Raw genomic sequence first — 22,420 nt, 5'->3', positions numbered from 1 at the left:
TGTGAAAACGTGACGGCTCGCGCCATGCGGCGTCAGTGGGCCAGCAGATGCTTGTTCAGCATCGCGCCGACGGTGTATTTAGGGTCGACCATATTGCCCAGCCGCACTTTGCCGCACTGGCTCAGCAGCATGTAGGCGTCCCATTGCTCGAAGCCGAAGTCATCCACCAGCCAGTAAATCAGGTCGCGGTAGGCGATGCGGGTGGCGTCCTCCAGCGGGCGGGCGCTGCCGATGCTCATGATGGTTTCCTGGTTTTCCATGCGCGGCCAGGACAACGCCCAGCTTTTGATCAGGTCGACTTTGATGGTCGTTACCGACGGATATTCCACCGCCGTACCACAGATTTCGCCGTCGCCCTGGCAGGCGTGGGCGTCGCCGATGAACAACCGGCCACCGGGGGCGCGTACCGGCAGATAGGTAATACTGCCGGGGCCGATATCGGGGACATCCATGTTGCCGCCGTGACTATCCGGGGTCAGCGAGTTGATGGAGTCTATCTCCGGAGACACGCTAAGGGTGCCGATATGCGGTTTGTAAGGCAGCGTGTGGCGCGGGCTCCAGTAGACTTTTTCGCGGTCGAGCTTGATAAGCCGCACCTTCTCCGGCAGCGGATCGTTGAGCATGGCGGTAAGGTCGGTGCCGGTCAGTCCGCCGAAGTGCGGGATCATGGCGCAGATGCCGTGGTCGCTGCGCGGTAGCATTGACTCGATATACACCGCCAGCACGTCGCCTTTTTCCGCGCCGTTGACCATAATCGGGCCGTTTTGCGGGTTGAGAAACGGCATCTTCAGCAACTGGCTGGGCAGATCCTGCTCGGAGGTGATGGCGCCTTCAAACGCATCGCGAGTATCGACGATCACCCGATCCCCCGGTTCGATGGTCAGCACCGGTTCGGAATAGGGGCCGATGGTGTAATGGAATTGTTTCTGCCGCTCTTCGGTGAGGTGGTGCGTGATGGGCTGACGCTGGGCGCCGACGCCGCGCTGATACATGATGGATGCTTTCAACCAGTCGTGGTTCATGATCATTTCCTCTGCAAGTGGGGTGTCGGCGCTTGGCGCCGACGTCGGTCTGGGTTGAGGTAGTTACAGCGTCAGGTGGCGACGGATCGCGTCGTCGTCATTGAGCTGTTGGCTGTCGAGGGTGTCGATCACCTGCCCTTTGTCCATAACGCAGCAGCGCTGCGCCGCCCGCTGGATCATGGCGATGTCCTGTTCCACCAGAATCACCGCCACCCGCAGTTCCCGGGCGATGCGCACCAGTGTGTCGGCGATGGCGGTGACGATGGAGGGCTGTATACCTTCCGACGGCTCATCCAGCAGCAGAACCTTGGGCGAGCCCACCAGCGCGCGGGCGATAGCCAGCTGCTGTTGTTCGCCGCCGCTCATGGTGCCGGCTTTCTGTTTCAGGCGCTGACGCAGGATCGGAAAGTAGTTCAGCACCTGCTCCAGCAGCCCTTGCGCCAGTTCCCGGTGTTCGCGCACGAACTGCATGCCGACCTGCAGGTTTTCCGCCACGGTCAGGCCGGAGAAGATTTCTCGCCCCTGCGGCACGTAGCCGATGCCCAGCCGGGCGCGCCGTTGGGGCGTGGCGTGGGTGATTTCGGTTTCCCCCAATAGGATATGGCCCTGATGCACCGGAATGGTGCCGATCAGCGAGCGCATTAGGGTGGTTTTGCCCACGCCGTTGCGGCCGATCAGCCCTAGCACTTCGGCGCTGTTGAGTTGCAGGCTGGCGCCGTTGAGTACCAATCCGCCGCCGTAGCCGCTGGTGATGTTATTGATCTGCAGTAATACGTCGTTCATCCGTTTACTCCCCGTTCTTTCCCAGATAGATGTCCGCCACGTCTTCCCGCGCCAGCACCTCGGCGGCGTCGCCGTCGGCGAACACCCGTCCGCCGTGCAGCACCGTGACCTGCGAGGCGATTTGGCGCACAAAGGTCATGTCGTGTTCCACCACCATCAGCGTCAGCCCGTCGCGCTGCATCTGCCGGATCAGCTCGCCGGTGAGGTAGGTTTCCTCCACCGACAGGCCGGCGACCGGCTCATCCAGCATCAGCAGCCTGGGCTGTAGCGAGACCGCCATCGCGATTTCCAGCCACTGCTTTTTGCCGTGGGAGAGGTTGCCCGCCAGTTGGCGATGTTCGCTCGTCAGATTGAAGCGTTGCAGCAGATCGTCGAGGCTGTCTGCCGCGCGATGGTGCGCTGTGCGACGGTGGCTCAGCGAGAGTTGCAAATGCTGTTCCACGCTGAGGGCGGGAAAGATGCCGGGAATCTGAAATTTGATGCTCATACCGCGGCGGATGCGCTGAAACGGCGGCAGCGCGTTGAGCGGTTCGCCCTGAAAGCGGATTTCGCCGCTGCTGGGGCGGTGTTCGCCGGTGAGCAGTTTGAAAAAGGTGCTTTTACCGGCGCCGTTCGGGCCGATAACGCAGCGGATTTCACCCTGACGAATGCGGATATCCACCCCATGAATCACCTGTACGCCGCCAAAGCGTTTTCCTAATGCCTGGGTTTCCAATACCGGCGTGTTCATCGCGTACCTCCTACATAGTGACCGATAACCGGCAGCCGCCGTAGCTGCTGCGCCAGCCAGACCAGGATCCCCTCCGGTGCGACCAGCACGACGAACAGTAGGACAAGGCCGAGCAGGATCATGGCGTATTCACTGCCGTACACCGCCAGCCATTGCGACAGCCACACCAACAGCGCGGTGATAGCGATGGTGCCGGCCAGGCTTTTTCGCCCGGCGGTGGCGACCCAGATCACCGGCATGGCGGCAGCGGTCAGCCCCATCGACGACGGGGTGATGTAGGACCCCCACTGGGTATAGAGCACGCCGGATAACCCAGACAGGACGCCACCGAGGGTGAAGATCAGCAACTGATAGCGGCGGATATCGATACCCAGCATTTCGGCGCGCTGCGGATTTTCACGGATGGCGGCCAGCGTCAGCCCGATGTTGCCGCGCAGCAGACGTTGCATCAGCAGATAAGCGATGGCCAGCAGTGCCAGAATCAGGTAGTAAAAGGCATTGCCGTCCAGCGTGAAGGGGTGTTCGCCGCCGAAGGGTAGGCTGAGTGGTGGCATGCCGGACATGCCGTTGAAACCGTTCAACCGGGCGCTGCCGATGACCCACTGTGGGCCGGCGGTCTGGGACATAAAGGTTTCCAGTACCAGCGTGAACGACAGGGTGACGATGCCGACGAAAATGCCGGTGACGCCGCCGTAGAACATCATGTAACCGAGGGCGGCGGCCACCGCGCCCGCTGCGGCCAGTGCCAGGATAAAGCCGGACCAGGTGGAGATGAAACCGTCGCCGAAGTTGAGGGTCAACACGCCGTAAACGTAGCCCGCCAGCCCGAAAAAGGCAGTCTGGCCGAAGGAGAGGATCCCGCCGTATCCCCACATGGCGGACAGCCCCATGGCGCAGAACGTCCACAGTAGAAAATAGGACAGATCGCCGGTGAAGGCGCTGTCGACCACCAGCGGCAACAGCATGGCGATCGCCAGCACCAGTAATCCGCGCCATGAACGAAGGCCTGATCGGCGTCGCGCTTCAGTAGTGAGTCTCAGAGAAGTGGTCGTCACAGTCAGTTCCTCAACGGTTACGGGTGAACAGCTGGCCGACGCCATTGGGCAACAGTCGGATCACCAGCATGGCGGTAATCAGCAGGCCGATCTGCCCGGCCAACTGACCGTACCAGGCGTTCAGCCCGGTCTGGATGGCACCGAGCGCCATGGCGGCCGGAATGGTGCCGATCAGTACATTGGCGCCGCCGACCACCACCGAGACGAACGCTTGTACGATGAAGGCGCTGCCCATGGTCGGTACGGCGGTCATGGTCGGGGCGTAGAGGGCGCCCGCCAGCCCGGCGAGCCCGGCGCCGAGGGCGAAGGTCTGGGTATAGATGCGGTCGGTTTCCAGCCCGAGACAGGACGCCATGCGGGCATTCTGGATGGTGGCGCGGGCGCAGATACCGTAGTTGGTGTGAAAAAACAGCCAGTACAACACCAGCAGTACCGCGATGGCGATCAGCGGCAGCAGCGCACGGTAAGTCGCGAAAGAGTATTCGCCCAAGGTGAACGAACCGAAGGGGGTGGAGAGCCCTTCCAGCGAAGGGCCCGCCAGCAGCAGCATGCTTTGCTGGACGATCAGGCTGATGGCCCAGGTGGCCACCACCGAGTCGTACAGCCGCCCGTACAGGTGGCGCACCACCAGGCGTTCCACGGCGCAGCCTGCCATCGCCGCTGCGGTGGCGCCTACCAGCATGGCGAGCGGCAACGGCAGTCCGGATTTGTTCAGCGTGATCGTGACGTAGGCACCGCACATGATGAATTCGCCATGCGCCAGATTGATGACCCCCATCATGCCGAAGATCACCGCCAGACCCAGTGCCGACAGCACCAGAAAGGCGAAGTTATCGCCGAACGGGTAAAGCGCCGAATAAAGAACGGAGAGCAATAACATCAACAGGCAATCCTTGGTGCCCCGACCGGCACCGGTGAAAAAGAGGTATGCCGGGAAGCGTTAGGCCGCTTCCCTGACGTGATGCCCGGTTCAGGCCTTGGGCGGGTTGGACGGCGTGTACTGGCTGGTATCCGGTTTGACCGGCAGGTTGCAGCCGGCTTCGCCCAGCCAGTAGGGTTTGATGTCCGGCCAGACTTTGGGGATTTCCACCGAGTGGTCGTCCCGGACATGCGCCAGATAGATGGTGTGGCTCAGGTGATGGCTTTTCGGGTCGATGCACACTTTGCCGGACGGGCCGTCGGTGCAGATGTCGCCGCTTTCCAGCGCTTTGCGTACCGCGACCTGATCGACGCTGTTGGCTTTTTCTACCGCTAGCTTGTACAGATAGACCGCGTCGTAGGCGTTGGCGGCTTCCTGGTTGATGTAGGGCTCGTCAGGGAACTTGGCGCGGAAGCGTTTTTTGAAATCATTGCTGGCGGGGCTATCCACCTCTTCGATGTAGTTGGCGGTCACGTACATGTCTTTCAACGCGGGTGGTTTGAAGCGTTTGTGCTCATAGGCCTGACCGACGTTGACGGAGCTGGCCATCGGCAGATTCAGCTTGGCCGCCGCCTGTTGTTCGTAGTAGGAGGACTGGTTGGTGCCTACCAGCAACGTCACCACGAAATCCGGCTTGGCTTTCTGGATGTTCTGAATGGTTTGGCCGAATTGGGAGACGCTCAGCGGGATGAACTCTTCACCCACCATGGTGCCGCCGTTTTCCTTGACGATTTTGCGCACCCACTCGGCGGAAATCTGCCCGAAGTTGTAATCGGCGGCGATGGTGTAAACCCGCTTGCCGTATTTTTCCATCATCCAGGGCAACAGGGTGGAGAACTGCTGTTCCGGCACCGCGCCGGTCACGAAGACGTTGCTATCGCAGACGCCGCCTTCGTACTGGTTGTTGTACCAGTAAAGCTGTTTTTCCTTGTCCATGATTGGGCGGATAGCTTCGCGGGAAGCGCTGGAGAACGCGCCGAAAATAACGTCCACTTTATCGTTTTTAATTAATCGACGGGCCATTTGCTGGAAACGGGTATTATCAGATTGGGTGTCGTATTTAATTAGTTCTACCGGGCGTCCGAGAATACCGCCTTTGGCATTGATCTCTTCAATCGCTAATTCGGTGGCATGGATCTTGGGAATAACGGGCAGGGCAAAGTTACCGGACGCATCCTCCAGTAAACCTATTTTTATCGGTTTATCCGCAGCGACGGCCATATTTGACGTGCTTATCGCCAATATGGATGCCAGTGCAAGTGTCAACGTGGCGTAATGACATTGTATTCTGGACATAATTACCCCTGATGTTGGTGTGAAAAAAAGCAAAAAAAAAGCCCCGCAACGTCAAATGACTTTGCATGGGGCTCTATTGCCTTCGCCACAAGCCGACAGCGTTGGCGGTCTTGCGGGGAGTGGCTATCACTATAGAAAGCAGCATAATTGGCTGTCAACGGCTAAATTTTATTATAAGTATTCTCTATTTAACCCAGTGCAACTGCACATCAACGGGGCATGTCTGCACAAAAGATGATCACGATAGCGGTGGTGGCGTTTTCCCGATTAAATGTGATAGCGATAGAATACGGGGAATAAAAAATAAGATGTGGCGTGATGTTATTTTTATCGCCATTTATGATTTTAATATCACAATACCTATTATTTATTCAATGCACACTCAGTGCTCACTATTGTTGATTCTGGCGATATTATTATGGTGCTATGTGTAAATCAGTTTGTGATTTTATCTCTACTCTCATGGGGAGTACGTGCGGTGAAAGCAGAAGAAAAAAAGCCGGGCGGAAAAGTGCCTGATAGCCTGATGTCATAACCCCAGTCTGATGCCTTAGAACCGGGTTTAAACGCGGTTGAGTCAATTTATCCGTTTTCGTCATACAGCAGACCTTAATGAAGAAACCCTCGAATAAGGTGTTTTTAATTGTATGTTTTTTAAAAATAAATATGACTTTTTGTGAATGCATCAAGATGCGGAAAACGCAGTGATCATGTCAGTACACGTTTTCTTATTGCTGTCATGGGTTTCTCATTTTTTCTTGATTTAAAATGATGACTATCATTATATTACAATATGCGATTTTCTTATTTATTCCTTTTTATGTTATATTTAATTTATTTCGTGGAAAATAATTTATTTATTTTTTAATGTTTATTAATCAATCCATTTTAGGATTAATCTTATTTCTCAAAATATAAATATTTCACAATGTAACCGTGAAGCAGGACATGCTTCTTAATCTCATACATTAAATTATATATGGATGTGAATATTATGATGTTTAAAAAGACACTATTAATCTCTGCCGTATTATTACCTCTGTCACACAGTGTTCAAGCTGCCTGGGAACTGGGTGATATCTGTTATGGTTATGCGACCGCCACAGGATCTGGATATTCTGGCGGTGCATTATTATTAGACCCAATCCCTTCTGATATGGAGATAACAGCATTAAACCGGACGCAACTGGATTATAAAGGTGTTAAAGCTGCACTGGCCGGCGCCTATCTCAAAGTCACCGGGCCTAAAGGAAGTACAACTGTATATGTTACCGATTTATATCCTGAAGGTGGCGATTGCGCCTTGGACTTATCATTCAATGCGTTCGAGAAAATTGGCAACTTGCAGGACGGGAAAATTAATATTCAATGGGAGCTGGTAAAAGCGCCTGTAAGCGGCAATGTGATATACCGTATAAAGGAAGGTTCTAATCCTTATTGGGCCGCCGTGCAATTCAGAAATGTTCAATATCCAATTATTGAGATGAAATATCTGCGCGACAGTCAGTGGGTTAGCGCGCCCAAAACAGACTATAATCATTTTATTTTAGAATTTGTTGGGAAAAATGATATTCCGATTGAGTTTACCGATATCAAAGGGAATGTATTAAGCGATACGCTTCCGCCGATGTCAGATAGCACGTCGTCCGCCTATTTAATTAACGGGAAAGTACAGCTGCCCTAATCTTCATGATGAAAAAATATCATTAAGTAATGAGAGTTATCGGTTATACCGGTAACTCTCTTTCTTCATTATTTAGACTATATATTATTGAGTCTATTCTATGCATCCCTGTATTAAATTAATCGGCGTTGAGCTCAGCTGCGTATAGTTGCCTGTAAGGATTACGGCCTTTCATCCAGATATTTTCCCGGCGAGTACATTCAATGCATCGCCAGAATGGTGTGCCACAATGTTGCGATGCGAGTGAATGCTTTTGCGCAGGCGTTTATCGACAATATCTGGGGGGATGGCATGTCAGGCCGCCGCTTCGGGTTCACCGCACTATGCACTATGCACGTGCGGGTTATCCATTTGGTACTGTTTTCGGGAAGATCTTGACCATAACACCGGAGAAATTAGCCATTTTCTGATAGCTGTGGGCTGTGGCGGGACGTATAAAGAAGCCATCCGCCGCATAGCGGTGAAGCTGAGGTTGTTAACATGATGAAGCCACTTTTATTGGGGATTGTGATGGCGGGCGTACTGGGCGCCGCAGTCGCGGTACCTGCGGCGCAGGCAGACAGCCTGAGCCTGGCGTTGCCCGGTATCTATCTGCATATCGGTGATCGTGACGATCGTGGCTACTACTGGGACGGTAATCGCTGGTGCGATCCCGACACATGGTATGCCCGCCGGCACCACCCGCGTCAGGTTTATTACTATGAACCGCCGCCGCCGCGTGTCGTGGTAGTTGAGCCGCCTCCGCCGCCGCGTCCGGTTTATATCGTGCCCGGCGGCCCGGGCCCTGGCCCCGGTTGGGGACATCATCACGGCGGTGGTCCGCGCTGGTAGACCAAGGCAGAGCAGAAGACGTTTTCCACCGACACCGCGGCACGATAAATATCATGGGCAGGGCCCCTTTGGGGGCCCTGCCTTATTTTTTTATAACACTGCTTTCTTGCCTTGCCGTTTTCCCTAATGAGGCTTCTCAGGCTGCTTCCCGTAGCGCCCTTGGGAACAACAGGTTGTTTTCCAGATGGATGTGCTCCATCAGGTCGGCAATAAATTCACCGATGCCCGCGTACAGGGCGCGCCAGGTATTGCAGGCGTCGGTAGGCGGCGTCAGGTTGTCGGTGAGGTTTTTTACCACCTCTAGCTGCTGGCCGGCGTCATCGTGTTCATGCTCCATCACGGATATCGGCCCGGCCGCTTGTCGCCCCATCCCCGCCTGGATCATCGGAAACAGAATCCGCTCTTCTTTCATCATATGCTGAGACAAATCATCGAGGATCAGTGTGAGCTGGGCAGCCAGACCATGCGGACAGGCGGATTTATCCTGATGTACGCGCTCAACCTTTTCAGCCATTGTGATCAGTTCCGGCAGTTGCTCGCGGTGGCGATCATGGAACCGCTGGATAATGTACGGGATCATCTCGTTCAACGGCGCTTCTCGCCAGTCTTTACCTGACTGCGGCTCGGCGTCCAGTTCCGCCAGTCGCGCTTCCAGCATATCGATATCCAACTGGCGTTTGCCGGCGGCGTGTTGCAGCGTCTGTTTGCCGCCACAGCAGAAATCAAGATTGAACTCGCGGAACAGCGCGGTAGCGCGGGGAATAGCGACGGCCAGTTCGCCTAAGGATTTTTCGCGGTAGTGCATAGTAGTTACCCCTGAACGGTGCAAATAATAAGGTGTATTTTAAATGCATCTTATTGGGGCGGCCATCACCCAAAAGGGGTAGATTTATCCGTTTGCGAATGAGATGGGTCGTAATAAGGGCGCGTGCCGCGCCCTCATGCGGTTGAGCCGTCTTCCGTGCGCGGCTCAACCAAGTTTGTTTCGGTTACTGTTGTTGCAGATCGACACGGTAAACCGCAAAGCCGATATCGTCGGTGCCGACCTGCGTCAGCGGGTACTGGGCCTTCTCCTTGATAAAGGTTGCCGCTTTGGCGGACGGTGCGGTTTCCAACCGGATATCCAGCGGCGTATCGCTGACGATGCGCGCCAAGCGCCAGTTGTTGTCCGCCTCTGGTTTCACTTCGCCGGATTTTTTCGTCTCGGCGCTGATGTAGGCCGCCAGCACAGAGCGATTCTCATCCGGCGACGCGAAGGCGATGTGCTTCTCGCCGGTGCCGGCGAATTTCTCACCATAAGCGCGGTAGTTATTGGTGGCGATCAGGAAAGTCGCTTTCGGATCGATGGGTTTGCCGTTGAATGTCAGTGCGTCAATGCGATGGGCATTCGGATTGATGAGTTTGCATTCGCCATCGTAACGGGCGGGCTGGGTAACGTTGATCTGATACTTCACGCCGTCGATCACGTCGAAATTGTAAGTCCGGAAACCGTCCCAGTTGATCAGGGATTGCGGCTTGGCGTTGTGGATATCGATCTGGTTGAACTGACCGGCGGAACATTCCAACCATTCGCGAACCTGCTCGCCGTTGACTTTCACCACCACTAACGTGTTGGGGTACAGGTACAAATCGGCCGCGTTGCGGAAGGTGAGCTGGCCTTTTTCCACTTCGACGTAACCCGCCGGATCGTTCTTGCGCCCACCCGCTTTGAACGGCGCCGCAGCGGAAAGTACCGGCAGTTTTGCCAGATCCGGGTCGCCCTGAATAAAGTGTTCGACATAGGATCGCTGGGCGTTATTGACGATCTGCACGGTGGGATCATCCTGAATCAGCGACAGGTAGCTGTACATGTTGTCCGAGGCCTGGCCGATCGGCTTGCTGACAAACTCGCGGGTTTTTTGATGCGCTTCAGACAGCACTTGCACCAGTTGCGGATCTTCCGCCGCCACCGATTTTTTCTGGGCTTTGTCGTAAATCGGGCGGGCCTGTGCCGTGCCCTGTGCGACTTTCCAGGCGCCATGGTCGTTGTTCAGCACCAGATCCACCACGCCTAGATGGTCGCCCCACATGCCCGGCATGACTGCCGGAATACCATTGAGCGTCCCGCGCGCGATGTCGGCGCCCTTGATGGCGGCGAAGTCCTGGCTGGGGAATACGGCATGGGCATGGCCGAACAGGATGGCGTCAATGCCGGGGATCTGGCTCAGGTAGTAGACCGAGTTTTCCGCCATGGCGCGGTAAGGTTCGGCGGAGAGGCCGGAGTGCGGGATAGCGATAACGACATCCGCGCCTTTTTGGCGCATTTCTGGAATCCATTTTTTCGCCGTCGCGGTGATATCCGCCACCGTGACTTTACCGCTGAGGTTGGCTTTGTCCCACACCATGATCTGCGGCGGCACGAAGCCGATGTAGCCGATGTGCAGCTTATGTGTCTTTCCGTCGCGGTCCTTGACCTCGGTTTCCTTGATCAGATAGGGCGTAAACAGCGGTTTTTGGGTTTTGGCGTTCAGTACGTTGGCGTTGACATAGGGAAAACGCGCGCCGGCCAACGCTTTGTGCAGATAGTCCAGACCGTAGTTGAATTCGTGGTTGCCGAGGTTGCCGACGGCGTAATCGAGGGTGTTCATCGCTAGGTAGACCGGGTGCACTTCACCTTTTTGTAACCCTTTCGCCGCCATATAATCGCCGAGTGGGCTACCTTGAATTATATCGCCGTTGTCGACCAGTACGCTGTTGACGACTTGCTGTCGGGCGGCATGAATCAGGCTGGCGGTGCGCACCAGGCCGAATTTGTCCGTCGCGCTGTCTTTGTAATAGTCGAAGTCCATCATGTTGCTGTGCAGGTCGGTCGTTTCCAGTACGCGCAAATCGACGGTGGCCGCCTGGGCGGTGGCGGAAAGAATGGCGACCGAAAGCAGGCTCAGCGCCAGCGTGTGTTTCATGGTTTTACTCCTGTAGCGGAATTAAGTAGGGTGTATATCTCAGATAATCATGAATATTGTGTTACCTGCCATCCCAAAATGTGAACTGCAATAGAAATCCAGCAATATTATGCTCAACACTGTGTACTGTCCTGTCGTCATAACGGGTTATTCATGGGGCAGCACGATGATTTGCCAACGGTTAATTAAGGTGAGGTCATGCTAGAACATATCTGCCAACTGGCGCGGGACGCCGGCGAGGCGATCATGCAGGTTTATAACGGTCATCAACCTATCGACGTGGCCCGCAAACAGGATGATTCACCGATAACGGCGGCGGATCTGGCGGCGCACCGGGTGATCAAGCGGGGGCTGGAGAGCCGTTATCCGGATATTCCTCTGCTGTCGGAAGAGGATCCTCCCGCCTGGTCGGTACGCCAGACGTGGCAACGTTATTGGCTGGTCGACCCGCTGGACGGTACCAAGGAATTCATCAATCGTAACGGCGAGTTTACCGTTAACATCGCGTTGATTGAGGAGGGTAAACCGGTGCTGGGCGTGGTGTATGTGCCCGTGACTGGCGTGATGTACGCTGCGGCCGGGGGGAAAGCTTGGAAAGAAGAGGGCGGGCAGCGCCATCAGATTCAGGTGTATGACGCCCGGCCGCCGGTGGTGGTGGTGAGCCGCTCCCATGCGGATGCCGAGCTGGAGGATTACCTGAGCCAGCTCGGCGAACACCGCACGGTGTCAGTCGGCTCATCGCTGAAGTTTTGTCTGGTGGCGGAAGGCCGCGCTCAGCTTTATCCTCGTTTTGGGCCCACCAGCGTCTGGGATACCGCCGCCGGCCATGCTGTGGCACTGGCATCTGGCGCGCAAGTGACCGACTGGCAGGGTAAACCGCTCTCCTACCGCCCGCGGGAGTCATTTCTCAATCCGGGGTTTCGTGTCTCCCTGTTCTGAACTGGCCTGGCTCAATAGCACCTGCAGCAGGTTGACGACCTGCTGCACCTCCTGTCGGTTGAGCGACCCGTCCTTCACGTAACGTATCCGCCCTTCCTTATCCAGTACGATGACGGCCGCGCTTTTCGGCATCAGCTGCCAGGTTTTGCGTACTACCCCCTGATTATCCAGCACGAATTGCGTCCAAGGGTATTGCGTCTTGCCTGCCTCTATCCGTTTGCGGACGAAAAAGCCGGTACCGATGACAGCCTCGTCGGCATTGACGATTGTCGTCGTTTGGTAATATTCGCGCGGTAGATTGGCCGCCTTGAGTGCGGTCATCAACGTTTCATTCATATTGCGGGCGGACATACGGCCGGCAATGTGTTGAATCAGCCGGACTTTCCCGACAAGTTGTGCGCTGCTCCAGCTCAGATAGCGGGGCTTCCCGTCCTGGTATTGCAGTTCGCCGCCGTCGGAGACGACGACATCCGGCAACATGCGATAGAGGGGCAAGATATGAGCGGGCAGCCAGCGGGGGAATATTAGCAGTACCCATATTGTCAGCAGGCAGGCGCGGCGCGTCATGACGTTTTCTCCCTTATACGGTCCGAGCGTGAGGCCTTTGCGTCACGTGATACCTATAAGCGTAGATAGCGAAAAAAGGTCTGTCCTGTTTGCTGGGGTGAGTTTGTGGTGTTCCGCACATTCGCTATAAACCTGAAGGTTTATACTGATTTAAAAGGTATGGCATTCATCTGTTCGGTAAAAATATGTAAAATCCGTCAAAAATGCTGTACTCGTGGGAACTCACCGCATTCTAATGGCACTAATAGAAGTAACTTGAGTGTCATCGGTCATGGTTGTTCTGAGTGTGTCCCCTACGGGGACGGACAGAACGGATGAGCAGGACGGGAGGAGAGTAGCAATGATGAAGATCTTCGAACGTTACAATCCCTTGAAGATTGCTAAGTACGTGAAGACCTTATTCAAAGGGCGAATTTACATTAAGGGCATCGGCGCTTTTGAATTTGATTACGGTAAGATCCTGCTGCCGAAAACGCAGGATAAACAGCACCTGGTCGTGATGTCAGAGGTGAATCGGCAGGTGTTGAAATTGCAGGCGGAACTGGGGTGAACCCGATGACGGCCATGCAGGTAATAGATAACGGCCCGTCGCGGGCCGTTTTAGTTTATTCCCCTGATGGCGCGGCAGCCGGAGGCGTCGCGGCTGTTGCGTTGGTTTTCTCTTCCACGCGAGTGACCAGCAACTGGTCGATTTTGTAGCTGTCGATGTCCACCACTTCAAACTTATAACCGGCATAGCGGACGAAGTCGGTACGTTTCGGGATTTTACGCAGCATATACATCATGAAACCGCCGATGGTTTCATAGTTGTCTGAGTGAGGAAATTCGTCGATATTCAGCGCCCGCATGACGTCGTTGATTGGCGTACCGCCTTCGATCAGCCAGGAGTTTTCGTCGCGGGCAACAATTTGCTCTTCCAGCCCTTGTCCTACCAGATCGCCCATTAGCGTGGTCATCACATCGTTCAGGGTAATGATCCCCACCACCAGCGCGTATTCGTTGAGAATAACTGCGAAATCTTCCCCGGCGGTTTTGAAGCTTTCCAGCGCTTCGGATAGCGTCAACGTATCCGGCACGATCAGCGTCGGGCGGATTTGCATCCCGCTGGTCAACTCCAGGCTTTGGTTGCCGAGTACCCGGTTCAGTAGATCTTTGGAATCCACATAGCCGATGATCTGGTCGATGTTGCCGTCGCAAACCAGAAACTTGGAATGCGGCTGCTGGGCGATTTTTTCTTTGATGTGCGCTTCTTCTTCGTGCAGATCGAAAAACACCACGCTTTCCCGCGAGGTCATAGAGGAGGCGACGGTACGCGATTCCAGCTCGAATACGTTTTCAATCAGCTCGTGTTCCTGCTTGCGTAACACACCCGCCAGCGCGCCGGCTTCCACCACCGCGTAAATATCGTCGGAGGTGATGTCTTCCTTACGTACCATCGGCAGTTTCAACAGGCGGAAAATGCCGTTGGCCAGGCCATTGAACAGCCATACCAGTGGGCGAAAAAGCCACAGACAGAAGCGCATGGGGTTGATGATCCGTATGGCGACGGCTTCCGGAGCAATCATACCAATGCGTTTCGGCGTCAGATCGCCAAACAGAATGAACAGGCCAGTCACCAGTGTGAATGAACAGACAAAGCTCACTCGGGTCAGGATATCGGCGGGCACCAGGCTGGCGAACAGCATATCGAAATAAGGGGAGAAGGCGGCGTCGCCGATGATACCGGCCAGGATGGCGACTGCGTTGACGCCAATCTGGATCACGGTAAAGAAAATGCCCGGCGTCTCCTGGAATTTCAGTACCAGCGCTGCATTCAGATCGCCTTCATCGGCCATCAGCTTCAGTTTTATCTTGCGGGAAGCGGCCAGCGATATTTCGGATAAAGAAAAAAACGCACTGATGGCGATAAGTAACAGGATTACTAACAGACTGTTTAACATGGTTTTTTTCGTGTCGCCCAACGGACGCACACGAGCCTCGGAAAGGTAATGGTTTGATGTATCGGCGATGTAAATGTCGCCGACAGAACCGTACGACGGCGCTGTCGGCGACGATTATAGCAAGCGTGCTCAAATTGCCGCCAGTCTCACCCTGCAGGCGGCAGACACACACCGGTACCGCCCAGCCCACAATAGCCGTGCGGATTCTTGTGCAGGTACTGTTGATGCTCGTCTTCAGCATAATAAAAAGGGCCGACCGGCTTGACCTCGGTGGTCACGGCGCGCAGATCGCCTGCATCGCGCATGGCTTGCTGAAAGCGTCGCCGGCTTTCTTCGGCAGCGCTTGTCTGGGCGGGGGTGGTGGTGTAAATCGCTGAGCGGTACTGGGTACCGATATCCCCACCTTGCCGCATGCCTTGCGCCGGATCGTGGGATTCCCAAAACAGCTGCAACAACTGCGAATAGCTGATCTCCGCCGGATCGAACACCACCCGCACCACCTCGGCGTGGCCGGTTTGCCCGGTACAGACTTCGCGATAGGTGGGATTGGGCGTATAGCCGCCGCTGTAGCCTGCCGCGGTGCTGTATACGCCCGGCTGCTGCCAAAACAGGCGTTCGGCGCCCCAGAAACATCCCATCGCAAACAGGGCGACCTCCATCTGGGCCGGAACATGCGTCATTGAGTGCTGACTAACCACATGCAGACGCGCCACCGGCATCGGCGTGACACGGCCGGGCAAGGCTTCCGCCTGGCTGACAATCCGGGTTTTATCGAAATGCGTCATCGGGTTTGGCTCCTGATTGAATGACCGGTGAATGGGGCCGTGTTCCGGCGTTCGGGCAGTGTCCCCATATCTTGATAGCGTGTTTCCCCATTCTGCACCAGCGATACGCAGCATGGCGGAGTCATGAACCTTATCATGATGTTTATCAGATATATGCCATTTTCATCTTTTTCAATTAGTCTCTATAGTTAACTCAATATAAACAGATGAATAACGACAGGCGTTTTCGTCGCCTGATACTGCCGGGACGCGACGACAGTGATTGATAACCGCAACAAACGCCGGCTCTGCGGCATGACGCTTAGTCAGACGCTGATACTGTGCGGCGTGCTGATGACGCCGCCGACAATGGCGGCTTCCTCCAATGTGCGTTTGCAACTGCTGGGTTTGAGCGGCGATCTGCAGAAAAACGTCAGAGCCCGGCTTTCCACCATTTCCCCGGATGAAGTCAACGCCGACAGCCGCTTTCGCGCCCGCGTCAACGAGGCAATCCGGCAGGGGCTGCGAGCGATGGGCTACTACCAGCCCGATATCCATTTCGACTTCATCCCTGCCGAAGGCCGCGGACGCCCGGTGCTTAAGGTGACGGTCGATCCTGGCGAGCCAGTCACTATCGCCGGTTCCAGCATTGCCATGCGCGGCGAAGCGCAGCATGACGAAGATTATTTGCGGTTGGTGGCGGAACATCGTCCGAAAGTGGGGGAGGTGCTGAACCACGGCGCTTATGACAATTTCAAAAGCGAGCTGAACAACCTGGCGATGCGCAAGGGGTATTTCGACGCCCGCTTCAATAAAAGCCAGTTAGGCGTGATGCAGTCCACTCGTCAGGCCTGGTGGGATATCGATTATGACAGCGGCCCACGCTACCGCTTCGGAAAAGTGACTTTCCGCCATGCTCAGATTCAGGAGCAGTATCTGCAGGCGCTGTTGCCGTTTCATGAAGGCGACGCCTATACCACGGAGCAACTGGGCGAGTTAAACCGGCGTTTGTCGGCCACCGGTTGGTTTAATTCGGCGGTGGTTTCGCCGGATTTCGAACCGGGCCGGCAGAGTAAAGTCCTGCCGCTGGACGCGGTTCTGACGCCCCGAACCCGCAATAGCGTAGAAACCGGGGTCGGGTACGCGACCGATGTCGGCCCGCGTCTGAAAACTGTCTGGAATAAACCTTGGGTCAACAGCTACGGCCACAGTTTCACCAACAGCCTCAGTCTGTCCGCACCGGAACAGCAACTGGATATGAGCTACAAAATCCCACTGCTGAAAAGCCCGCTGGAACAGTATTACTTGGTACAGGGCGGTTTGAAGCGGGAAGACCTCAATGATACCCAATCCGATACCACTTCCCTGAATCTGGCCCGCTACTGGGAGCTGAACAGCGGCTGGCAACGTGCGCTTAATCTGCATTGGACGTTAGATCACTTCACACAGGCCAGCGTCACCAACACCACCATGTTGATCTACCCCGGCGTGAGCTTCAACCGCACCCGCCAGCGCGGCGGTCTGATGCCGGACTGGGGAGATACGCAGCGCTATTCCGTGGATGTTTCAAACACAACGTGGGGATCGGATCTCGATTTTGCGATCTTTCAGGCGCAGAACGTATGGATCCGCACGCTAGAGGAAAAACACCGTTTCATCGCCCGCGCCAATCTGGGTTGGATTGAAACCGGCAGTTTTACCCGCGTACCGCCGTCGCTGCGCTTTTTTGCCGGGGGCGATCGCAGCATTCGCGGCTACAAGTACAAATCCATCTCCCCCAGAGACAGCGACGGTAAGCTGACCGGCGCGTCAAAGCTGGCGGTCGGTTCATTGGAATACCAGTACAACGTCAGCGGTAAATGGTGGGGCGCGGTATTTGTGGACAGCGGCGAGGCAGTCAACGATATCCGCCGCAGCAACATGAAAACCGGGGCGGGCGTCGGCCTGCGCTGGGCATCGCCGGTCGGGCCCGTCAAGCTGGATATCGCCCGGCCGATCGGTGACGACGATAAGCATGGGCTGCAGTTTTACATCGGACTGGGGCCGGAACTATGAACAGGGTGAAAAAAGCCGGGATCGGCCTAGGTGCATTGGTCGTCACGCTGCTGGTGGTGCTGTTGCTGTTGGTCGCGACTGCGCCGGGGCTGCATCTGTTGCTGTCCGCGGCAGTACGTTGGGTACCGGGGCTAGAGATTGGGCGGATGGAGGGCGGCTGGCGTAATTTGACGTTAACGGATGTGCGTTATCGGTCGCCGGGTATCGACGTGAGCGCCGGCGCATTGCATGTGGCGTTGCAGCCGAATTGTCTGTGGCGCAGTCAGATCTGTCTGGAGGATCTTGCGCTGCAGGCATTGACGGTGACGGTAGATTCTGCCGGGCTGCCGCCGTCGGCGCCGACAGCAGGCGACACATCGCCGGAAACGGACATCACCGCACCGGTGACGCTGGTGCTGCCGCGCATCCGGCTGGACAACAGCCGGGTTCAGGTGGATGGCGTCCGCATGGAATTACCCTCGTTGCAAACCGGCATCCAATGGCAGGGGCGGTCACTGACGCTGTTGCCGACCCGGATTGACGGCATGAATGTCGTATTGCCGAAAACACCGGCGTCACCTGTCGCTGCACCGCCGGTGGCGGATGCGATGCCGTTGGGCGAACGCCTTCGCACGTTGTTCGCGTCCCCCCTGTTGCCCGAGATGCCGTCGGTGTCGTTACCGCTGGACGTCACGGTTGCCGATCTTCAGGGGGAATCCTGGTCGATCATCGGCGAGCAGACGGTCAAGGTGACGCGCCTGCACGTGAAAGCCGACGCCCGGCAGCAGGGCGTGACCTTACAACAGTTGGCCGTGCAGTTGCCGCAGGGCGCGCTGTATGCCCACGGTGAGGCGACGCTGGCGGGAGACTGGCCGCTGACGCTCAATGCCAACGCGATCCTGAATGTCGAGCCGCTGAAAGGCGAGCGTCTGCGTTTGACGGCGGCGGGCGCGCTACGGCGACAACTGGCTCTGGCGCTTAACCTGTCCGGCCCGCAGCGGGCGCAGCTTGACGTCAAGACGGAACTGGCGCAGGCGGGGTTGCCGCTGACGGTCAGCGTACAAAGCCAGCAGCTGCGCTGGCCGTTATCGGGCGAGGCGCAGTATCAGGTGGACGGACTGCGTCTCCACCTTGGCGGCAAGGCGACGGACTACCAGCTTGCGTTGCGCGGCGCACTGCGGGGGGCGGCGTTGCCACCGGGGCAGCTAACGCTGGAGGGCACGGGATCGGAACGACAGTTTTCGCTATCCCGCCTGCGTCTAAGCGCGTTACAGGGCACAGCGGATCTCAGCGGGCGTGTGGAGTGGCCGCAGGCCGTGCGCTGGCAGGGGGAGCTCGCGTTACAGGGGATCGATACCGCCCGGCAGTGGCCGGATTGGCCGCTGCGGCTGGATGGGGGGCTGAGCATGGCCGGCAGTCTGGAAAGCGGGCGCTGGCAAATTGAGGTGCCCCGTTTGGCGCTGGACGGCAGCTGGCGCCAGAATCGGCTGTCGGCAAAAGGGAGCCTGAGCGGCAGCGCCGATGGCCGCTGGAAAGTGCCGTCTCTGACGCTGGCGCTGGGGCGCAATCAATTGGCGATACAGGGGGAGCTGGCCGAACAGTGGAACCTGACCGGGGAGCTGAACGCGCCGGTGCTGAACCAGGCATGGCCCGGTCTGGCCGGGCAGGCGACGGGGCGGCTGCGGCTGGATGGCAACCGCGATGCGCCGCATCTGCTGGCTGACCTGACGGCATCGGCCGTGCGCTGGCAGGCGTTGTCGCTCAGTCAGCTCACGCTTAAAGGCGATGTGCGGGCCGGGCGTCAGGTGCAGGGAACGTTGGCGCTGCAAGGCCGGCAATTCACGCAGGGTGACATGCGCCTGTCGGCGTTTTCCTTACAACTGCAGGGCGATGAGGCGAATCATCAATTGCGGCTGAACGTGAGCGGCGAGCCGGTCGCCGGCCAATTGGCGCTGCACGGGCGTTTTGACCAGGCGCAGCAGCGTTGGCAGGGCGACCTCTCCGATAGCCGTTTTGAGACGCCGGTCGGCGAGTGGCGTCTGGCGCAGCGTGTGGCGCTGAACTATCAGGTTTCGGCGCAGAAACTCACCGTAGGGACACATTGCTGGCGTAATCCGAATGCCGAGCTGTGTGTGCCGCAACCCATCGAAGCCGGGCCGGCCGGTAAAGCCAGTGTGGCGCTCAATCGGCTTAATCTGGCTATGCTGGCACCGTTTCTGCCGCCGGAAAGTGCGCTGTCCGGCACGCTGGCCGGCAATGCCGACGTCAGTTGGCAGAGCAAGGGCGGTTTACCTGAGGCGAAAGTGATGATTTCCGGCCAAAACGTCACGCTGCGTCAGCATATGCAGGGCAATACTCTGCCGGTTGTCTTTGATGCGTTGACGTTCAACGCCGCGCTGCAACGGGGGCAGGCGGTGCTGGGGTGGCACGTGGCGATTCGGGGCAATGGGCGTTTCAATGGCGATGTGCAGATTAGCGATCCGCAACATCGGCGTGATTTGAGCGGTACCCTTGTCGTGAGCAATCTGTCGCTGGATATGCTGCGGCCGCTGTTGCGACAGGGAGAAAAAGCGGCCGGGCGGCTGGACGCCAATCTGCGGCTGGCGGGGAATCTGCAACGGCCGTCATTATTCGGGCAGGTGTCGCTTGACGGGCTGGCGATCGACGGTATCGGTTTACCGGTGGCTGTCACCGATGGTCGGCTGGCGCTGGGCTTTACCGGGATGTCCTCCACTTTGCAGGGATATCTGAAAACGATGCAGGGTCAGGTGAATCTGGCGGGGAATGCCGACTGGGCGCAGCCGGAAGCATGGCGTGCGCGTATTGCGGCGAACGGCGAACGTATCCGGGTGACAATACCGCCGATGGCACGGCTGGATGTGTCGCCGGACATCGTGTTCGACGCCTCACCGCAGCTGCTGTCGCTGACCGGAACGGTGACGATTCCCTGGGCGCGGATTGTGGTGCAAGAGATGCCCGCCAGTGCGGTGGATGTTTCCGCCGATGAAGTGATGTTGGACGCGCAACGTCAGCCGCTGAATAAAAGCAGTAGCGCGATCCCTATTAACAGCCGTCTGGTCGTGCGGATTGGCAACGATGTCTGGCTTGACGCCTATGGGTTGAAGGCCCGGCTGAGCGGGGATTTAAACGTGGCTCAGGATCAGCAAGGGCTGGGGTTGCATGGGCAAATCGTGTTGCCGGAAGGGCGCTTTAAAGCCTACGGGCAGGATTTGCAGGTACGCAAAGGGCAACTGCTGTTTTCCGGCCCTCCCACCTTGCCGGTGTTGAATATTGAGGCGATCCGTAATCCGGATAATACTGAGGATGATGTGGTGGCCGGCGTGCGCATCACGGGGACGGCGTCGTCGCCCAAGCTGGATGTGTTTTCCGAACCCACGCTGTCGCAGCAAGAAGCGTTGTCCTATTTGCTGCGTGGACAAGGGCTCGGCAGCAGCGGCGCCGACAGTGCCATGATGACATCGGCGTTGATTGGTCTAGGGGTTGCACAAAGTGGTCAAGTTGTGGGTAAAATCGGCGAGGCCTTTGGCGTAAGTAATCTAGCCTTGGATACACAGGGCGTTGGCGATAAATCTCAAGTAGTCGTCAGTGGTTACGTCCTTCCGGGCCTGCAGGTCAAATATGGCGTTGGGCTGTTTGACTCTTTGGCGACGTTAACGCTTCGTTATCGTTTGATGCCAAAACTATACCTGGAAGCCGTGTCTGGCGTGAGTCAGGCACTGGATGTGCTCTATCAGTTCGAGTTTTAGCAATGCGAATTATTGTCTACGGCAGTTTACGGCGCAAACAGGGAAACAGTCACTGGATGACGAATGCGCAATGGTTGGGCGATCATCTGCTTGAAGGTTACGAGCTGTATGATCTCGGCCATTATCCCGCGGCAGTGGTCGGCGAAGGGGCTATCTTTTGCGAGGTTTATCGCGTCAGTTCCGCTATTCTGGCGGAATTGGATGCGCTCAAACGGGATGGTGGCGAGTATAAACGCGAGTTGATCGCCACCCCTTACGGCAGCGCCTGGATTTATCTTTACCAGCAACCCGTTACCGGCCTGAGCCGGATAACCAGCGGTGACTGGTTAAAGCGTCACAACGATTGATAACGAGAAACACCGCCAACAGGCGGTGTTTTTTCATCTCATCGATAAGCTGTCGCCCAAGCGGGCGGCGAGCTTATTTGTTTTTGGCGCGTTCGAAAGACGTAACGATTTCCGCTTTGGCGGCTTCGGCATTTTCCCAACCGTCAACCTTCACCCATTTGCCTTTTTCCAGATCTTTGTAGTGTTCAAAGAAGTGGGCAATCTGGGCGCGCAGCAGTTCCGGCAGATCGTTCACATCGTTGATGTGATCGTACTCTTTGCTCAGTTTAGTGTGCGGTACGGCAACCACTTTAGCGTCTTCGCCGGATTCGTCGGTCATTTTCAGTACGCCGACCGGACGGCAACGGATGACGGAGCCCGGCTGCAGCGGATACGGCGTCGGAACCAAGACGTCAACCGGGTCGCCGTCCAGAGACAGGGTATGGTTGATGTAGCCGTAGTTGCACGGATAGAACATGGCGGTAGACATGAAACGGTCTACGAACAGCGCGCCGGTTTCCTTATCCACTTCGTATTTGATCGGATCGGCGTTGGCGGGAATCTCGATAACAACGTAGATATCTTCCGGCAGCGATTTGCCTGCCGGTACTGAGTTCAGACTCATGTGGGTTTCCTTCTTTTCAAACCGGAATAGAGTGGCGCTCATTATAGCCAACTGTTGATGAATGTCGCGGTTTTTAGGCGCTGTATGCGCCGGTTCGCCTGGTGTGAACGCCTCTCCTCCTCCCCGTTTTTTCTCTGCTATCGCTGCGGCCGTCGTCCGTTAACTGATGTATACAAATTAAATAATTCATTAATGT

Annotated in this window: 19 protein-coding genes; 7 read left to right on the top strand and 12 right to left on the bottom strand. The window is 56.7% G+C overall.

Annotation, left to right across the window (positions count from 1 at the left end):
• Positions 1-32: 32 nt before the first annotated feature.
• From HEP82_RS15150 to HEP82_RS15125, 6 genes are all read right to left on the bottom strand, one after another.
• A complete protein-coding gene (locus HEP82_RS15150) occupies positions 33-1,022 on the bottom strand; it encodes an acetamidase/formamidase family protein (RefSeq protein WP_192458845.1) in 990 nt (329 codons plus the stop codon).
• Between the two features lie 63 nt (positions 1,023-1,085).
• Complete coding sequence (locus HEP82_RS15145) at positions 1,086-1,805, bottom strand: ABC transporter ATP-binding protein (protein WP_192458844.1); 720 nt, start codon at positions 1,803-1,805, stop codon at positions 1,086-1,088.
• A 4-nt stretch (positions 1,806-1,809) separates the two neighbouring features.
• Positions 1,810-2,535, bottom strand: a complete 726-nt coding sequence (locus tag HEP82_RS15140; RefSeq protein ID WP_192458843.1) for an ABC transporter ATP-binding protein — start codon at positions 2,533-2,535, stop codon at positions 1,810-1,812.
• Positions 2,532-3,590: a branched-chain amino acid ABC transporter permease gene (locus tag HEP82_RS15135; RefSeq protein ID WP_192458842.1), complete on the bottom strand. Its 1,059-nt coding sequence runs from the start codon at positions 3,588-3,590 to the stop codon at positions 2,532-2,534. Before HEP82_RS15135 ends, HEP82_RS15140 begins: the two co-directional genes overlap by 4 nt.
• 10 nt (positions 3,591-3,600) lie before the next feature.
• On the bottom strand, positions 3,601-4,470 hold the full coding sequence (locus HEP82_RS15130) for an ABC transporter permease subunit (protein WP_192458841.1): 870 nt from the start codon (positions 4,468-4,470) through the stop codon (positions 3,601-3,603).
• Between the two features lie 90 nt (positions 4,471-4,560).
• Entirely contained in the window at positions 4,561-5,730 is a 1,170-nt protein-coding gene (locus HEP82_RS15125) for an urea ABC transporter substrate-binding protein (RefSeq protein WP_407938299.1), read from the bottom strand.
• A gap of 1,069 nt (positions 5,731-6,799) precedes the next feature.
• Between HEP82_RS15125 and HEP82_RS15120 the strand changes: the two genes are divergently transcribed.
• The gene (locus HEP82_RS15120) at positions 6,800-7,489 is read left to right on the top strand and encodes an expansin EXLX1 family cellulose-binding protein (RefSeq protein WP_269150431.1); all 690 of its coding nucleotides are present in this window, start codon (positions 6,800-6,802) and stop codon (positions 7,487-7,489) included.
• A 480-nt stretch (positions 7,490-7,969) separates the two neighbouring features.
• Entirely contained in the window at positions 7,970-8,320 is a 351-nt protein-coding gene (locus tag HEP82_RS15115) for a DUF2502 domain-containing protein (RefSeq protein WP_192458839.1), read from the top strand.
• A gap of 136 nt (positions 8,321-8,456) precedes the next feature.
• Here the strand turns inward: HEP82_RS15115 and ytfE are convergent, their stop codons facing one another.
• Both ytfE and HEP82_RS15105 read right to left on the bottom strand, forming a co-directional pair.
• Entirely contained in the window at positions 8,457-9,125 is a 669-nt protein-coding gene (ytfE, locus tag HEP82_RS15110) for an iron-sulfur cluster repair protein YtfE (protein ID WP_192458838.1), read from the bottom strand.
• Between the two features lie 184 nt (positions 9,126-9,309).
• Positions 9,310-11,262: a bifunctional 2',3'-cyclic-nucleotide 2'-phosphodiesterase/3'-nucleotidase gene (locus tag HEP82_RS15105; protein WP_192458837.1), complete on the bottom strand. Its 1,953-nt coding sequence runs from the start codon at positions 11,260-11,262 to the stop codon at positions 9,310-9,312.
• Positions 11,263-11,460: 198 nt separating this feature from the next.
• Here HEP82_RS15105 and cysQ point away from each other — a divergent pair, with 198 nt between their 5' ends.
• Positions 11,461-12,201 (top strand): 3'(2'),5'-bisphosphate nucleotidase CysQ, encoded by a 741-nt coding sequence (gene cysQ / locus HEP82_RS15100; RefSeq protein WP_192458836.1) that lies wholly within the window; start codon positions 11,461-11,463, stop codon positions 12,199-12,201.
• Here cysQ and HEP82_RS15095 read toward each other — a convergent pair.
• Positions 12,163-12,768 carry a YtfJ family protein gene (locus HEP82_RS15095; RefSeq protein WP_192458835.1) on the bottom strand — a complete coding sequence of 202 codons (606 nt, stop codon included), beginning with the start codon at positions 12,766-12,768 and terminating at the stop codon, positions 12,163-12,165. The genes cysQ and HEP82_RS15095 overlap by 39 nt on opposite strands.
• 343 nt (positions 12,769-13,111) lie before the next feature.
• Between HEP82_RS15095 and HEP82_RS15090 the strand changes: the two genes are divergently transcribed.
• On the top strand, positions 13,112-13,318 hold the full coding sequence (locus HEP82_RS15090) for a DUF1107 domain-containing protein (RefSeq protein WP_012764447.1): 207 nt from the start codon (positions 13,112-13,114) through the stop codon (positions 13,316-13,318).
• 55 nt (positions 13,319-13,373) lie between these two features.
• On the opposite strand, the gene HEP82_RS15085 is transcribed toward HEP82_RS15090, so the two are convergent.
• Positions 13,374-14,708 (bottom strand): hemolysin family protein, encoded by a 1,335-nt coding sequence (locus tag HEP82_RS15085; RefSeq protein WP_192458834.1) that lies wholly within the window; start codon positions 14,706-14,708, stop codon positions 13,374-13,376.
• 146 nt (positions 14,709-14,854) lie between these two features.
• Complete coding sequence (gene msrA / locus HEP82_RS15080; RefSeq protein WP_192458833.1) at positions 14,855-15,493, bottom strand: peptide-methionine (S)-S-oxide reductase MsrA; 639 nt, start codon at positions 15,491-15,493, stop codon at positions 14,855-14,857.
• A 333-nt stretch (positions 15,494-15,826) separates the two neighbouring features.
• Between msrA and tamA the strand changes: the two genes are divergently transcribed.
• Genes tamA through HEP82_RS15065 form a run of 3 tightly spaced genes read left to right on the top strand, consistent with a single transcriptional unit; the run spans position 15,827 to position 21,620 of the window.
• Positions 15,827-17,527, top strand: coding sequence for an autotransporter assembly complex protein TamA (gene tamA, locus HEP82_RS15075; RefSeq protein WP_407938298.1), 1,701 nt, complete (start codon positions 15,827-15,829; stop codon positions 17,525-17,527).
• Entirely contained in the window at positions 17,524-21,273 is a 3,750-nt protein-coding gene (tamB, locus tag HEP82_RS15070; RefSeq protein ID WP_192458831.1) for an autotransporter assembly complex protein TamB, read from the top strand. Before tamA ends, tamB begins: the two co-directional genes overlap by 4 nt.
• Before the next feature lie 2 nt (positions 21,274-21,275).
• On the top strand, positions 21,276-21,620 hold the full coding sequence (locus tag HEP82_RS15065) for a gamma-glutamylcyclotransferase family protein (RefSeq protein WP_012764452.1): 345 nt from the start codon (positions 21,276-21,278) through the stop codon (positions 21,618-21,620).
• 73 nt (positions 21,621-21,693) lie between these two features.
• Here HEP82_RS15065 and ppa read toward each other — a convergent pair whose 3' ends face one another.
• Positions 21,694-22,224 (bottom strand): inorganic diphosphatase, encoded by a 531-nt coding sequence (ppa, locus tag HEP82_RS15060; RefSeq protein WP_012764453.1) that lies wholly within the window; start codon positions 22,222-22,224, stop codon positions 21,694-21,696.
• Positions 22,225-22,420: the final 196 nt, after the last annotated feature.

Origin of the sequence: Musicola keenii, from assembly GCF_014855505.1 — a bacterium.
GTDB classification, from domain to species: domain Bacteria; phylum Pseudomonadota; class Gammaproteobacteria; order Enterobacterales; family Enterobacteriaceae; genus Musicola; species Musicola paradisiaca.
Note: the sequence above shows the minus strand (reverse complement) of the source record. Positions and strands in the feature narration are given on the sequence as shown.